The organism is Candidatus Kapaibacterium thiocyanatum (genome assembly GCA_001899175.1).
Taxonomy (GTDB): Bacteria; Bacteroidota; Ignavibacteria; order Kapaibacteriales; family Kapaibacteriaceae; genus Kapaibacterium; species Kapaibacterium thiocyanatum.
In genome coordinates this window covers 73,833-88,298 of sequence record MKVH01000008.1, presented here as the reverse complement: position 1 = coordinate 88,298, position 14,466 = coordinate 73,833, and the positions used below count along the sequence as shown (strand labels likewise).

At 58.8% G+C, this 14,466-nt stretch carries 13 protein-coding genes; 3 read left to right on the top strand and 10 right to left on the bottom strand.

Features of this window, described 5'->3' with window-relative positions; translation table 11 throughout:
* Positions 1 to 720: 720 nt before the first annotated feature.
* Positions 721 to 4,119: a hypothetical protein gene (locus BGO89_08125; GenBank protein OJX59951.1), complete on the bottom strand. Its 3,399-nt coding sequence runs from the start codon at positions 4,117 to 4,119 to the stop codon at positions 721 to 723.
* Positions 4,120 to 4,213: 94 nt separating this feature from the next.
* Between BGO89_08125 and BGO89_08120 the strand changes: the two genes are divergently transcribed.
* On the top strand, positions 4,214 to 5,656 hold the full coding sequence (locus BGO89_08120) for a hypothetical protein (protein ID OJX59950.1): 1,443 nt from the start codon (positions 4,214 to 4,216) through the stop codon (positions 5,654 to 5,656).
* A gap of 174 nt (positions 5,657 to 5,830) precedes the next feature.
* Here BGO89_08120 and BGO89_08115 read toward each other — a convergent pair whose 3' ends face one another.
* From BGO89_08115 to BGO89_08095, 5 genes are all read right to left on the bottom strand, one after another.
* On the bottom strand, positions 5,831 to 6,331 hold the full coding sequence (locus BGO89_08115) for a hypothetical protein (protein ID OJX59949.1): 501 nt from the start codon (positions 6,329 to 6,331) through the stop codon (positions 5,831 to 5,833).
* Between the two features lie 123 nt (positions 6,332 to 6,454).
* Complete coding sequence (locus tag BGO89_08110; GenBank protein ID OJX59948.1) at positions 6,455 to 7,831, bottom strand: two-component sensor histidine kinase; 1,377 nt, start codon at positions 7,829 to 7,831, stop codon at positions 6,455 to 6,457.
* A complete protein-coding gene (locus tag BGO89_08105; protein ID OJX59947.1) occupies positions 7,828 to 8,520 on the bottom strand; it encodes a DNA-binding response regulator in 693 nt (230 codons plus the stop codon). Before BGO89_08105 ends, BGO89_08110 begins: the two co-directional genes overlap by 4 nt.
* A 99-nt stretch (positions 8,521 to 8,619) precedes the next feature.
* The gene (locus BGO89_08100; protein OJX60042.1) at positions 8,620 to 9,138 is read right to left on the bottom strand and encodes a GNAT family N-acetyltransferase; all 519 of its coding nucleotides are present in this window, start codon (positions 9,136 to 9,138) and stop codon (positions 8,620 to 8,622) included.
* A 2-nt stretch (positions 9,139 to 9,140) separates the two neighbouring features.
* Entirely contained in the window at positions 9,141 to 9,479 is a 339-nt protein-coding gene (locus tag BGO89_08095; protein OJX60041.1) for a hypothetical protein, read from the bottom strand.
* 147 nt (positions 9,480 to 9,626) lie between these two features.
* Here BGO89_08095 and BGO89_08090 point away from each other — a divergent pair, with 147 nt between their 5' ends.
* Positions 9,627 to 10,001: a hypothetical protein gene (locus BGO89_08090; GenBank protein ID OJX60040.1), complete on the top strand. Its 375-nt coding sequence runs from the start codon at positions 9,627 to 9,629 to the stop codon at positions 9,999 to 10,001.
* A gap of 3 nt (positions 10,002 to 10,004) precedes the next feature.
* Here BGO89_08090 and BGO89_08085 read toward each other — a convergent pair whose 3' ends face one another.
* The 4 genes from BGO89_08085 to BGO89_08070 all read right to left on the bottom strand — a co-directional run bounded on the left by BGO89_08085 (position 10,005) and on the right by BGO89_08070 (position 13,315).
* Positions 10,005 to 10,439 carry a hypothetical protein gene (locus tag BGO89_08085; protein OJX59946.1) on the bottom strand — a complete coding sequence of 145 codons (435 nt, stop codon included), beginning with the start codon at positions 10,437 to 10,439 and terminating at the stop codon, positions 10,005 to 10,007.
* A gap of 110 nt (positions 10,440 to 10,549) precedes the next feature.
* Positions 10,550 to 10,927, bottom strand: a complete 378-nt coding sequence (locus BGO89_08080; protein ID OJX59945.1) for a hypothetical protein — start codon at positions 10,925 to 10,927, stop codon at positions 10,550 to 10,552.
* A gap of 78 nt (positions 10,928 to 11,005) precedes the next feature.
* Positions 11,006 to 12,532 (bottom strand): MFS transporter, encoded by a 1,527-nt coding sequence (locus tag BGO89_08075; protein OJX59944.1) that lies wholly within the window; start codon positions 12,530 to 12,532, stop codon positions 11,006 to 11,008.
* A 204-nt stretch (positions 12,533 to 12,736) separates the two neighbouring features.
* Complete coding sequence (locus BGO89_08070) at positions 12,737 to 13,315, bottom strand: hypothetical protein (GenBank protein OJX60039.1); 579 nt, start codon at positions 13,313 to 13,315, stop codon at positions 12,737 to 12,739.
* Between the two features lie 135 nt (positions 13,316 to 13,450).
* On the opposite strand from BGO89_08070, the gene BGO89_08065 reads away from it, so the two are divergent.
* A complete protein-coding gene (locus BGO89_08065; protein OJX59943.1) occupies positions 13,451 to 14,425 on the top strand; it encodes an AraC family transcriptional regulator in 975 nt (324 codons plus the stop codon).
* Positions 14,426 to 14,466 lie beyond the last annotated feature (41 nt).

Genomic DNA, 14,466 nt, shown 5'->3' with positions numbered 1-14,466 from the left:
TATAGTAGGATGCTACTTCTAGAAGTCAAAACAACACTTGCTGGAAAAGGAAACAGGATCTCCTCAAGTAAGCTGAACCCAAAGAAACAATCCTCTTTGATTGGCCAGTTGAAGAAGTATCAGCGACTCGGATTTTACAGATGTGCAGTGGCACATCTATTCATCGGAGAGCCTCTCGTATTCACGGACAGTACAGGTCAAACGATTCAAGATACTCGAGCAGTGCTTGCATCATCTGACATCCCAATCCACTGTGCCAAGCAAGAACTTCTAGGAGCAGCAGACACTGATGGAACAATTGAGATACCACACTATGCGATAGCTATTGGCAGTGTGCCCGGGCATAGTGAAGCCGCCCATTCTTCGATCCATGTTAATGCGTCAATACTCCATCGTGTTCAACAGCAGGCTATCACTTATGATCTCCGCGCTGATGTGGAACGACTACTGGTTAGTGTACTTCCTACTACATGGGGTATAAAGAACGATTTTCGTTTTCATCCGATGCCGATTGTCCGTGAATGCCAAGCATGTCACCATCTCTTTATTCAACACCGATGGTATCAATACGGAAGAGTCTGCCGCTCATGCCTAACACTAGACAACGGAGACAAGCGAACCTTTTGATCCGTACTACTTATACGACGATCCCGACCACAGGCACAGCCCCATGACCGGGATCGGCAACAGCACTACTACGAGGTGATGGTTTCTTCCTAGCTAGCGCACGACCCTCACCGTGCTTGCTACATACTTCTCTCCCACCTGGGCGATGAGCACATAGGTTCCCGTCGCAAGACCATGCAGGTCGAGCGTCGTACCACCGGTACCGGAACCTCGCTGTACGAGAACGACGTTCCCCATGATGTCGACGAGCCTGTAATCGACGATGGCAGCTTCATTGGTCGTACGCACCGTCATCCGGTCCGATGCAGGATTGGGGGCCAGCCATATCGACATGCCTTCGCCGCGATGCTCGACTTCCCGGACGTCCGTGACGACATCGATGGCGTCGCCCATGCAGCCCGTACGTCCCTTCGCATCGACGGCTGCGATCTTGAGTACGGCGCCTTCCGGATCCTCCATCGTGAACGTGAAGGACGTCTCGTAGCCATAGGCGGAAGTCACGACGTCATGACGACCAGCGTCAACACGATAGACGACGACGCCACTGACGAAGCCGTTGTCGATCGGACTCCATGATATCGTGGTGACGCCCCGACGATCGGTCGTCGCACGTGCGTTGGACGGAGGCGTGAGGTAGTCCTTCGTATTCGTGAAGGTACCTTCGGCGGTCGCCTGCCTGCTCACTCCACGACCCAGCAGATTGGCACCGATCCTGAAGGAGCACGGGGCATTGCTGTCCGAAAGCGGAATGCGGACGGGCGATACGCTGGCCGCTCCCGTATAGAGTATCCGGCCCGTTCCTCCCGCCCCGGCTCCGGCTTCGTCCTGATCGGCGCTGATGGCGATGCGCGCATCCGCGGGATAGTCGGCGGCATTCCACGATACGTCGATGGACGTTCCGGACTGCGTCGCAGTCAGCACGAGATCGGGATACGTCCGCGTCACACCCGCCATGATACTGTCCCCCGTCCTGCCCTGCGGCTGGATGGCACTCCATGTTCCCGGTGCGGGATTCCTGATGACCCAAAGGACGACTTCACCATCCGGTGACATGACCCTGTGGATTCCCCTGGACGGATCGGATACCGTGAGTTCGGTGCCCGACGGCGTATGCAGCTTGACGTCGGCCGGAGGCGTCGTGGTCGACGACATGACGATCAGCTCCGTTTCGCCTTCTGCGATGACGAACGTTCCGACGCCTGCCTGAACGCTCTCCGACGGTTTGCCCGGGGGAATGCCTCGCAACTCGCCGAAGAGTCCGTTCAGGACGTTGGCGATTCCCGCATCGACGACGATGGCCGATGGCGACGGAAGCTTGCGGAAATCGACGTAGATGGATCCCTTGCCGATGGCACGGATCGCGTCCCGTATCTCCGGCACGAGCGTTCCGCCTGCGTTGCGGAAATCGAGATTCGCCGAAAGGTATCGCTCGCCTTCCATGGTGATCATCATGCTGAAGTCCGCCGTACCGATGGGTACCGGCGCATAGCCGTTGATGAACCGTCCGAGCATTCCCATCTGCTTCGCCTTCGCGGGATCCATCGCAGGGAACTTCGTCGTGGCACTGCCGCTGCACGAGATGAAGACGTCGGGCTTGAGACCGATCTTCGTCGTGTATTTCGCATCGATGAAGTAGTCACCGCCGAGATGCAGCGCCTTCAGCGTGCCGCTGTCGGCAAGGGTGTAGTTGTCCAGCGAGAACATGCGCGACCCGCTGCCTTCGATCTGCCAGGGCTTGGTGGCGGACACCGAGGGTACGTTGAGCATCCGGAGAATTCCCGTCGCGCGGATCGTATTGGGTGGCGATTCCAGTCCACCCTGTATCTCCAGTTCCAGAAGATCGGGCTCGCCATAGATCTGGAACGTCGAGGCGATCTGCATCCTGAACGGATTGCCGATGGAAAGATTCTCCACGGAAACGCTGCCGCCCTTGAAGCATGCAGGCGTTTCGGGAATGGGTGTACATCCGTCGAACCGGAAGTTTCCCGAGAACTTGTTCAGCTCTCCGCTCCTGAACGTCACCGACGCGCCGATCTCCTCGAACAGCGGCGTCTTCGCCTTGCCTGCAAGCGTGAATTCGGACTTCGCACCGTCGTAGGAAGCCGACATCTCCTTGACGCAGATGCTCGGTCCCATCATGACGTTCGACGCCTTCGCCGTGAAGCCGAGATACCATTGTCCGAGACTGTCCAGGATCCGCACTTCACCGGTGAACGACTGCTTCTTGTTGGGCAGCCATACGGTACCGAAGGGCAGCGCATCGTTACAGCCTTCGGCCATGTTGCGGCCACCCTCGATCGTCACCGACATCGCCGCACCTGCTGACTGCGAGAAATCGCCGAGCAGACGGAGCTTGAGTTCCTTCAGCTTCGAGCCCGCCATCTGCTGTGCGATGGGCACGGCGAGAAAGTCGATCATGGCGTCGCATCCGAGCGACGGGAAGCTGAAGGCGCCGTCGTAGAAGACGAAGTCCTGGAACCGTCCATCGATATAGACGGCGGGGATCGAGATCTTTCCGTCGCCGGAGAACTTCACTCCGCCACCGATCGTATCGATGTCCACCCTGCCGTCGATGGTCAGCAACTGATTGATCCTGATCGTTCCGGTCGACGTGATCGTGGTTCCCCCACCATCCTTCCACTTCTCCCCTATACCGGCATCGAATTCGATGAACGGGACCCCGGCGCATTTGCCGTAGTAGAATCGCAGTGTGGAATCCACCTTGAACTTGAACGTATCCAGACGGCTGTCGTCGAAGCCCTGCTTCTTCGACGAGACGAGAATCCTGTAATCGCCGCCCTCGGCATCGTCCTTGACCTTCAGCAGCCATTCGGCCCTGCCGTTACCGTCGGACGTCTTCGTCGTCGGAATGTCTTCGAAGATTCCCGGCGGAAGGACGATCTTCACGTCGGCGTTGCCGACCAGTTGTTGCGACTTGTCCTTGCGCGTGAGGACGGTGAGCTTCACCCGTTCTTCCGGACGCCACTTCACACCGTTCTTCGGAAGGATGTCATGTGCGAGTTGCGGCGTACGACGGATGCTGACCGACCCCTTCGATATCGTCGAGTTGAGGATGACGCCGCTCGGCAGCGTCGCCTTGCCCGACCACTGGAAGGTTGCGTTCATTCTGTTCGTCGCGGTATCGATCTCCGATATCGTGATGCGGCCGCTCTGGCATATCACGATCTGACCCGTGTTATGACCGTACTTCCACGTGGTGGTCGACGTCAGGCCGAAGTCTCCCGACGATCTGGTACCGAAGCCCGGCATGACGAGCTCCATGTAGAGCAATCCCTGTGCGGAGGAATCGGTGATGGCCGTCACGCGAAGTGTTCCTCCTGCATCGACGCTCCATCGCGTACCGTCCGTGATCACGTAGTCTTTCTCGGGTCCGTTGTTCGACCGCGTCGTGAACCTCACCGTGTCCATTTCCGCTGCCCGGGCGGTGAATACGGTCAATACGACCAGCAGGGCAGTCATCAGGTTCTTCACTGTCACTCCGGAATAATCGACGCTGTAGTTGCGAAGCCCTAATTTGGGTATGGATTCTCCCTACGCTTTGGAAACTATTCCGGGTTTTTCGCCGATGCGTGATCCGAAACTCATTCAGTTGCTCAGGACGTTCACGACGAAGGAGATGGGACGGTTCGTCGACTACGTGGCCTCACCGTTCTACAACAAGAACCAGGCGTTGACCGATCTCTGCAGGGTGCTCGGCGACTTCCATCCGTTCGATGGCGGGCCTGGCGACGAAGAGATCCATACGAAGGCATTTCCGGGAGAAGCCTACGACTACCACGCATTCCGTCACCGGTTGTCCGACCTGCATGCCCTCGCGATGAACTACATCGCCCTGCTCCACACCGACGACGAGGTGGCCATGCAGATGCGCATGGTGATGACCTGGTCGAAGGCCTCCATCCTCCGATCGCGGCGTCTGCATGCGCAATTCAAGGCCTTCGTCGCGAAGACGCGCAAGGAGATCGGCGCACGACCCGTCCTGGACGACTTCTCGTACGAGTTGCTATGGCGTCTTGCGGAGGAGGAGTCGATCTACGAAACGCTCGTGCGGCCGACGACGAACAGGATCATCCTGCAGGACCAGCTCGACGCCGTTCTCCAGATCATGTCGATCCGTCTCCTCCGCCTGTATACCCTCATGCAGCACGAGCGTCACAGCAACGACGCTCCCTTCCGGCTCCATATGGCACCGGATATCGTACGATTCCTCCGTGACAACGACGGCCTCGCCAGCGCGCCCGTGGTACAGGTCCTGCTGGCCGTCTACGAACTCGAGGAGCATCGATCCCACGAAGCCTTCCAGAAGCTCGTGTCACTGTTCCAGGAGCACCGGGAGCGTCTGGACTACATGGATGCCTACATGACCCACCTTCATCTCACCGGTTATTGCTCGGCACAGATCAATCTGGAAGGCGACGAGCGGTATTTCCGGGAAGCGTGGCTCCTCATGCAGGAGAACATCGCTCTGGGCTACATGCAGGAAGGCAATCTTCTCTTTCCGGACTTCATCTACGTCGTACGTCTGGCCGGCATGAGCGGTGAGGACGCCTGGGCCCGGGACTACATGAGGCGCTTCGCTCCGGCCCTTCAGGATGACGTACGGTCGGATGTCGTCGCCTTCGGCGAGGGCTTCCTCGCCATGTGCGCCGGGCATGACGACGAAGCCCTGCGCTGGTTCGCCCAGAGCTCCATCGCCTCTCCCATCTGCAACGTCCAGGTCCGTGCCTATACCATTTCATGCCTCTACAGAGCGGGGATGTACGAGCAGGCGCTTGCGGCATGTGACACCTTCCGCCATTATCTGCAGAAGGAGAAGACGCTCACACCCTATTACATGGATGCGCTGAAGGACTTCATCAAGCTCGTGCCGCGCCTCATCACCATCAGGACGAAGCCGTTCAACAAGCAGATGGCCACACGGCGCAAGGAACTCCTCGCGGATATCGGTGCCATGCCCACGAACGTCTTCAACCTGCGGAACTGGCTGACGAAGGTGGCGAGGGAATAACGAATAACGCGATACCCCCGCTGAAGGTATCGCGTCATTCCGGACATCACCAGCCTCCCAAGCCGATGGTGCCCTGTCCTGAGGGTGGTGCCCTTGTCTACGATGTCGTCGATGCTTCGCCCATGAGGAAGAGCTTCGACCTGACCGGTGACATCATCGGTAACGTCGTCGGATTCATACCGGATCGAGTCCCGGCGTGTTGCTGAACAGCGAATCGAGATCGTCGCGGCCACAGGCGTCGGAGCGGATGTCCCAATCCACTTCATGGACGGATAGAGCGCTCTTGCGTATGTACGGCAGGATGTCGAAGCCCCGTTCCATGACGGCAAGCCTGTAGCGGCGCGGCACATAGGCTTCCTCGACGCAACGCGCTTCGATGAACGAGGCGAATGCACTCTGCGTCACACCATGGAAGGGCTCCACGACGATCCGCTTCACGATCGACGCATGCTTGTTCTTCAGGATGGCCAGGGCTTCTTCGAAGGCTGGCGTCGAGTACGCAGTTCTCATGCGCTCCCGCGAATAGAAGAGGAGATCGGTGATGGACATCGTCAGCGCGACGGCATAGACGAGAACGACGACGACGTCCTGGTCTGCATGATGACTCAATGCGAACTTCAACGTATTGAGCGATTCGATACGAAAATCGATGGGGATGAGTATCGATCTCGGCATGCATGTCCTTCGTGCTGAAGTATGATGCCGCAAAGGTCCGACCGCCGTATTGGTATGCGGTTAGAATGGTCTTAGAGCCGGATTAGAATATGAAACCACGGTGAGGAATGCCGGGAAGGTGGCCTATCCGAGTGGCAATCTGATGCGCACGGTCGTACCGACGTTGACGACCGACAGGACGTCGAGCTGGCCGTCGTGCAGGCGGACGATATTCCGGGCCAGTGGCAGACCGATGCCGTAGCCGTCGAAGTAGGTCGTGTTCGACGCCCTGAAGAACGGATCGTAGATGAACTGCTGTTCGGCATCCGGAATGCCTACGCCTTCGTCCTTCACGACGATGACGACGTGCCCGTCGCTTGCGGCGATGCTGACGAGGACAGGCTTGTTGTGGGAGTACTTGCAGGCATTGCCCAGGATGTTGGCCACGGCGAGATGGAGAAGTTGTGCGTTGCCCTGGACCTTGAGTTTCATGGGGTCTTCGGGGAAGAGACTGGAATCGATGTGGATGTCGTTCTGGGGATCGATCCGGTCGATCGTCTCCTTCGCCTGCCATACGAGTTCGTCGATACGAAGCCGTTCGAACGATGCAACCTTGCCGCGGTACCCCGCCTGCGCGAGGAAGAGAAGGGACTTCGTGATCTGGTCGAGGCGGTCGGCCTGTTCCAGAATACTTTTCAGGACGTCCCTGTATTCATCGGCCGTCCGCGGCTTCAGCAGTGCCACGTCGGCTTCGCCGATGATGGCCGTCAACGGAGTCCCGAGTTCGTGCGAAGCATTGCTGATGAAGTTCTTCTGCGTTTCGAACGCCGTTTCGATCCGGTCGAGGAGATCGTTGAAGGTGGACGACAGCTCGCTGATTTCGTCGTTGCCCTCCGCATGTTCGAGACGGAGATGGATGTTGTCCGTGCTGATCTTCCTCACCTTGTCGGTGATGTCCTTGATCGGCGAGAAGATCCGCCGGGAGAAGTAGAGGGAGAGCCCCGCCGTGATCAGGGCCACGAAGACGATACTGCCGAACAGGATCGTACGCAGGAAGGAAAGGTGATGGGACGAGAAGTAGTTGTCGGCGGAGATGATGACGATGTATCGCTCCGCTCCCCTGTCGTGCCTGACTCCCGCATAGAACGTGTCGCCTTCCTTGTGCGTGGCCCTGGCGTCGCGCCATATGGTACGGAGGAAGGATACGGGAATCCCTTCGCGCATGGCGATTCCCTCCAGTTCCGTTTCCGACACGGCACGGAGGATATACTCCCGTTCGTGCGAGAGCCTCTCCAGGTACTGCGTACGCAGGATCCGCACGGCTTCGGCGCTCTGTGTGTCCAGCTCGAGATTGTACCGAGCTGCGATCGTCGCTCGCGTTTCCAGTCGTTTGTAGAAGTCGGCGTACGAATATTTGTCGAGGAAGTAGTAGATGGCCCCGGCGAAGATGAGGAGCGTCGTCAGGCTCGAGCCGAAGAGCAGAAGAGCGATCTTGGTGTTGGTCGTTATCCTGGCCATCATGCCTCCCGCAGTACGTAGCCCATGCCGATGACCGTATGTATCAATCGTACGGAATTGCCCTTCTCGAGCTTCTTCCGCAGATAGTTGATGTAGACGTCCACGACGTTCGTTCCTACGCTATGGTTGATGTCCCAGGCGCTTTCCAGCAGATCCATTCGCGAGAGCACGATGCCTTTGCTGCGTATCAACGCCAGCAACAGTCGGTATTCCGTCGCCGTGAGACCGATCTGGACGTCGCCTCTCTTCACCGTCTTCGCCCGGTCGTCCACCACCAGGTCGGCGAGCGTGTAGACATCCGTCGTGACGTTGCGTGCATCGACCATGGTATCCATGCGCCTGAGCAGTGCCTTCACGCGCGCATGCAATTCGATGAACTTGAAAGGCTTCACGAGGTAGTCGTCAGCGCCGACGTTCAGCCCATGTGCGACGTTCTCGGCCGTACTCAGTGCGGTGAGGAAGAGGATGGGCACGGTACTGCCGGATGTCCGGATCTGCTTGCAGACGTCGAGACCGTTCATATCGGGCAGCATGATGTCGAGGATGACCAGATCGTACGGATCGGCCATGGCCATGCCGAGACCCGTGGCCCCATCCAGGGCTACCGAGATCTCGTATCCTTCCTCGGCCAGACCTTTCGTGATGAAGCCTACGACGTGAAGTTCGTCTTCGACAAGGAGTATTCTCTTCATTGATGCATGCGGTCCGAATGTGTCGACTCCGATCCATGGACGCCGTCCGTCGTCATGTGCGGACGATAAAAATCACGATTCGGCACTTCATACCAAACCTCACGGGCCGAGTTCCCGCTGCATCATCACGCTGTCCAGCCAGCGGTCGAACTTGATGCCGATGGCAGGAAGCAGACCGACGTGACGGAATCCGAGAGTCTCGTGCATGCGGATCGACGCCACATTCGCACTGTCGCCGATGACGGCCACCATCTGTCTGTAGCCGCGGACCGTGCATTCGTGCATGAGTCGTTCCATGAGCAGGCGCCCCACACCGCGGCCACGGGCCTCATGATGGATGTAGACGGAATTCTCCACGACGTACCGATAGCCGATGCGCGTGCGATAGGCGCTGGCATAGCTGTAGCCGACGACCGTTCCGTTCGACGTCGCGACCAGATACGGATAGCCTCCATCGACGATGGCATCCATGCGTCGGCGCATCTCTTCCATTCCAGGAGGATCGTATTCCCACGACGCCGTATCGTTCAGGACGTTCTCGGCATAGATATCGGTGATGGCTGCGATGTCACGATCCTCGACATCGCGTATCGAGATGTCGGTGGAGGGAGTCTCCATCGTCATTTGCCGTATTTGGGTTGATACAACTGGATGTTGAAATCGCCCGGCACCCGCATGTAGATCACGAAGCCGTAGCCATGATCTTCGACGGGACCGGTGAATTCGGCTCCCCTGGTCTTCAGGTCGGCGACGGTGGCTTCGATATCGTCGCAGTAGAAGGAGATGTCCGCCGTACCCGAGGGCGGTTCCGGTCGGTCCGTCGGATGCACTCCCAGATCGGCTTCCGGTGGCGTCAGAATGAGCCACCCGTCTCCGATATCGACGGCGGGCAGTTGCAGCACATCACGCAGGAAGGCGCGTAGTTCCGCGGCCTTCGACGAATAGAACATACCATGCATTCCCTTGATCACGGTTCCTCCGTTCGTTGGTTCTCACGATACCGGATGCACGATCGCGCCGGGCCGCATTCGATATGCGACGGATACGATAATACCGAAAAACGCAGGTGTTATGTTTGTATTGGTTCCACAGCATGGACGGCCCTCATGAGCAGTCTTCACATCCGTATCTCCGCCCTTCTCGGCTTCATCGCCGTCGTCTGCGGCGCCTCGGGCGCCCACGGCGGTCTTCACGACTACGTCGCGGCACGCGGCGAGCTCGGACACTGGGAGACAGCCGTCCTCTATCATCTGCTGCATGCCGTCGTCCTCACCGTCCTCGCGATGGCAGGATCGCGCGGTGGTACGCGGGTGGTCTGGGCATGGCGATGCATTCTGACCGGCATCGTGCTGTTCAGCGGGTCGCTCTACACGATGGCTCTCACGCAGCAATCGTGGCTCGGTGCCGTCACTCCCCTCGGAGGCCTGTTCCTCCTTCTCGGATGGCTGCTCGTGGCGCTTGCGCGGTGGGAACGTCCGTGATCGTCACGGACGGATCACCTGGCCGACGGTGAGTTTTCCGAACACTATCCTCTGTACGACGGTATCACCGGGTGAGCGGAGTTGCACGTCGTCCCCGTTGTTGTTCAGTTGAGCATTCACGCTGCTGACGTACTGCTTCGCTTCGCCTGGAGCGAGCGTCCCGAGTCCGTCCATCGCCCACGTGTAGCTGCGTACCGCTTCGGAATCGACGACCGTCCAGCCCCGCATATCCACGGACTTGTCGTCGAAGTTCCTGATCGTCCACCGTTCGACGGCGCTGTCACCGTCATCGTTGACGTAGGGAATGAGTTCGACGATGCGGATCTTGAACCGCGCGTCGCCGTCCGGCATGGTCTTCGTGGTGTCCGGTGCCGACGCTGAATTGCTGCAGGCGATATTCAGCAAGGAGAGAAGCGACAGTGCGGTGATATATCTCATCGGATGTATGTATTGTTCTACGGATCCTGTACTGCGCGAACATAGTACAGAATCGCAGCATACCACAATACCGGATCGGCTGCACGACGTACGATATCACAGGAACGACGCTATTCTTCCCTTCGTCGATTCACGAAATAGCTGGTGATCGTCGCCACGCAGTTGCCCTTGGCGCTCGTGAAATCGAAGACGTGACTGAAGCGCCGGATCGTACCATCGGTCAACGTCGCGATGCCATTGGCCATGGCTGCCTTGCCGTGCGAGATCGCATGATCGATCACGAGGGACTGGACGGCCGGCCGTTTCGCCATGGTCTGGCGAACGGCGGCGATCCCCTCGATGAGCCCGGTGGCACGACCATGCCAGACGACGTCGTCGCTCAGCATTCCCGTCGGAATCTCGCCTGTTTCCAATGCGATGGCGACGTCCTGTGCGAACAGATTTTTCGGCGAGTTCCCGCAGTCCTTGCTTCCGGTGATGTGGACCATCGTTCTTCCTGTCCGATCATTGACAACGGGTGTGGATTCTGTCGATGCGCCGGTTTCCACCGATCGTCGTGCGGGGCATCACTCATGCTGTTCCACCACGTCCATCGACATCGACGTCGTGCGCTTGCTGGTGAAGTAGATGACGATGGCGCACAGACCGAGTAAGGCTGTCGCGACGGCGGCGATCGTCTGCAGCGCTTCCGTGAAGGCGGCGGACGATATCGTCCGTATGGACGAGGCCAATGGTTCTTCGACGGTCTTCGCCACCGCCATCGCCTCGTTCAGCGAATGCGCTGTCGCAGCGGGCAGCCCATGATGCGCCATGACCTGTGTGCGGTAGACGATCATACCGAGGCTACCGAGCACGGCGATGCCGATGGCTCCGCCCAGTTCGGCACACGTTTCGGAGAGAGCGGCCGCGGCACCCGAGCGCTCGGCAGGTGCCGATCCCACGATGCTGTCGGTGGCGAGCGCGGCGAACGGTGTGATGCCGAAGACCAGGAACGACTGTGCCGTGACGACGAGAGCGATATCGCCGTCCGCTCCGGCGAACAGAAGCAGAACGACTCCCGTGGTCGCCATGAGCAGTCCACCCACCATGAGCGTCCGCACCGAGAACCATCGCAGCATATGCGACACACCGAGGGAACCCACGATGGACAGGATGAAGGCAGGTAGAGTATAGACTCCCGACTCGAGTGGAGTGAGTCCGCAGACGAGCTGGACATACTGGTACAGGAAGACGAAGACGGCGAACATGCAGAAGAAGCAGAGCATGTATGCCGCGAGATAGAGCGTGAAGGAGCGTGACCGGAACAGCTTCAGATCGAGCATCGGCACGGGAATGTGCCGTTGTCGACGCAGGAAGACCAGGCCCAGGATCACTCCCGCTCCGAGAACGGCAGCGGCCAGGATCGACATACCGTGTTCTGCCGTGGACTTCAGGGCATAGACCAGACTAAGGATGGAGGTGATGGACAGAAGCGTACTTGGAATGTCCAGACGCTGCGCATCGGGATTCCTGTACTCCGGCAGGAGGTATGGACCCGTCACCAGCAGAAGGAGCATGATCGGAACGCCGGCGAGGAAGGCGGCGCTCCAGTGGTAGTGTTCGAGAAGCAGACCGCCGGCCAGTGGCCCCAGTACCCCACCGACGGAATAGCTCGTGATCCAGATCGAGATGGCGAAGGTCCGTTCCTTGTCGTCATGGAACATGTTCCGTATGAGCGACAGCGTGGATGGAGCCACCGTAGCACCCGCGACGCCAAGCAGGGCTCGCATGGTGATGAGCATGGCAGCCGAATCGGAGAAGGCCGCGGCGATGGAAGCGAGGCCGAACAGTGCGGCGCCTATCAACAAGAGCTTGCGTCGGCCGATGATGTCGCCGAGCGTTCCCATCGTGATCAGCCACCCCGAGACCATGAAGCCGTAGATATCGACGATCCACAGGATCTGCGATGCCGAGGGATGGAGATCGGCGCTGATGGCAGGCAGGGCCAGATTGAGGATGGTGAGATCCATGGAATACAGCAGGCACGGCAGGGCGATCACTGCCAGGCCGATCCATTCCTTACGAGTAGCCTTCATCGTAGCGCTCATAGACACCGTATCGTATCATCGTCATGAAAAGATATTCCCGTCATCGTCGGCGACAGTACCGGAGCGTCCTGCTTGCAGGCCATACGTATGACACACCCCCGCATCTCCATCGGACATGTTCCGTCGTCGGAACATCGGACGCACGAATATGCCACCTTGTCGACGAACCGTCCGGATCCGATTCGCACGGCACGCACGAGGTATCGGCGCTCAGTTCGTCACCGATGCGAAGCACGTCAGTACGACGCCGTTGCCGAAGACCCTGGATTCGAGATGCTGCAACGGACGGAAGGCGATGCCCTTCGGGAAGAGCCGCTGCCCGCCACCCAGCATGCACGGTGCCGTCCATATCCTGTATTCGTCGATCAGGTCGTGCTCGATGCAATACCGCACGAGGCGTACGCCGCCCCACATGATGATGTCCAGTCCCGGACCGTTCCGGAGCCGGGCCAGTTCACCGGCGACATCGTACGTGGCCAGGCGGGCATTGTTCCAGGACAGCGTATGGAGCGTGGACGAGAAGACGATCTTCGGCAATGCGTTCATACGTTCGGCGAACAACCTGTCCTTGCTGCCGATGGATGGGTCCAATGCGGCGCCGGGCCAGTACTGGGCCATACCTTCGTAGGTCGTGCGGCCGACGATGATGGTGTCCACGGTCTGCAACTGCGCATCGGCATAGGCCGACATCTCCGGATTCCAGTAATCGAAATGCCAGTCCAGTTCGCCGTCGGGTCCGGCCATGTATCCGTCCAGTGTCACGTTCACGCTAAGTATGAGCCGTTTCATTCTGTCCTCGTCATAGATGATTCGTCGCAGGAAGCGATGCTGCGAATCTATCCGTGCCGGCCATCGTGAGGAGTCCTGCTTTGCGACGATCCTGAGGGTCGATCGCGACAATGTCATTATCGTTAGGTTTGTCGCATGAAACACGTCAGCATTCTCGTTCCGCAGCATGCCGTTCTCGCCGCCGTGGAGGATCCGCGGTACATGCTCACGATGGTGAACGGCTTCCTGCAGGACAGCGGACATCCGCCGCTGTTCGACATCCATCTCGTCGGTACCACCAGACAGGTAGAATTGCACGACAGCCGATTCACCGTCAACGTCGATACGCTGATCGACGACGTGAAGAAGACGGACCTCGTCTTCGTCCCTGCCATCACGGGCGACCTGCACGAGGCGATCGAGGCGAACCGCAGCCTGTATCCATGGATCGTGAATCAGTACCGCAACGGGGCCGAAGTGGCCAGCCTCTGCATCGGTGCCTTCCTTCTGGCATCGACCGGATTGCTGGACAACAGGCAATGCTCGTCGCATTGGCAGACAGCCAACGACTTCCGGATCATGTTCCCGGACGTCACGCTCGTGGACGACCGCATCATCACCGAGGATCATGGACTGTATACGAGCGGCGGGGCCAACTCGTACTGGAATCTCCTGCTCTATCTCGTCGAACGCTACACGGATCGCAAGACGGCCATCACCGCTGCCAAGGTCTTCGCCATCGACATCGACCGTACGTCGCAATCGCATTTCATCATGTTCCGCGGGCAGACGCGGCACGGCGACGAACATGTCCGGAAGGCCCAGGACTTCATCGAGGAGAACTATCAGGAACGTCTGACGGTGGATCAACTGGCGAACCTCGTCGCTATCGGACGACGCTCCTTCGAGCGAAGATTCAAGAATGCCACGCGTAACACGGTGAACGAGTACATCCAGCGTGTCAAGATCGAGGTGGCGAAGAAGCAGCTCGAACAGGGCAGCAAGCAGGTCGCGGAAGTGATGTACGACGTCGGCTACTCCGATACGAAGACCTTCCGCCAGATCTTCAAACGGATCACCGGACTCACGCCGGTCGACTACCGTAACAAGTACAGTCGTCAGCACCCATAACCGTCACGCATACGAACGACGCAGGCCGGACGCCGCATGGA

Excerpts from the sequence above, each read along its gene's own strand:
- BGO89_08070 (OJX60039.1), bottom strand. The coding sequence starts at position 13,315 with ATGAAACGGCTCATACTTAGCGTGAACGTGACACTGGACGGATACATG.
- BGO89_08110 (OJX59948.1), bottom strand. The coding sequence starts at position 7,831 with ATGATGGCCAGGATAACGACCAACACCAAGATCGCTCTTCTGCTCTTC.
- BGO89_08100 (OJX60042.1), bottom strand. The coding sequence starts at position 9,138 with ATGGAGACTCCCTCCACCGACATCTCGATACGCGATGTCGAGGATCGT.
- BGO89_08120 (OJX59950.1), top strand. The coding sequence starts at position 4,214 with ATGCGTGATCCGAAACTCATTCAGTTGCTCAGGACGTTCACGACGAAG.
- BGO89_08065 (OJX59943.1), top strand. The coding sequence starts at position 13,451 with ATGAAACACGTCAGCATTCTCGTTCCGCAGCATGCCGTTCTCGCCGCC.
- BGO89_08095 (OJX60041.1), bottom strand. The coding sequence starts at position 9,479 with ATGCATGGTATGTTCTATTCGTCGAAGGCCGCGGAACTACGCGCCTTC.
- BGO89_08115 (OJX59949.1), bottom strand. The coding sequence starts at position 6,331 with ATGCCGAGATCGATACTCATCCCCATCGATTTTCGTATCGAATCGCTC.
- BGO89_08090 (OJX60040.1), top strand. The coding sequence starts at position 9,627 with ATGAGCAGTCTTCACATCCGTATCTCCGCCCTTCTCGGCTTCATCGCC.
- BGO89_08080 (OJX59945.1), bottom strand. The coding sequence starts at position 10,927 with ATGGTCCACATCACCGGAAGCAAGGACTGCGGGAACTCGCCGAAAAAT.
- BGO89_08085 (OJX59946.1), bottom strand. The coding sequence starts at position 10,439 with ATGAGATATATCACCGCACTGTCGCTTCTCTCCTTGCTGAATATCGCC.
- BGO89_08105 (OJX59947.1), bottom strand. The coding sequence starts at position 8,520 with ATGAAGAGAATACTCCTTGTCGAAGACGAACTTCACGTCGTAGGCTTC.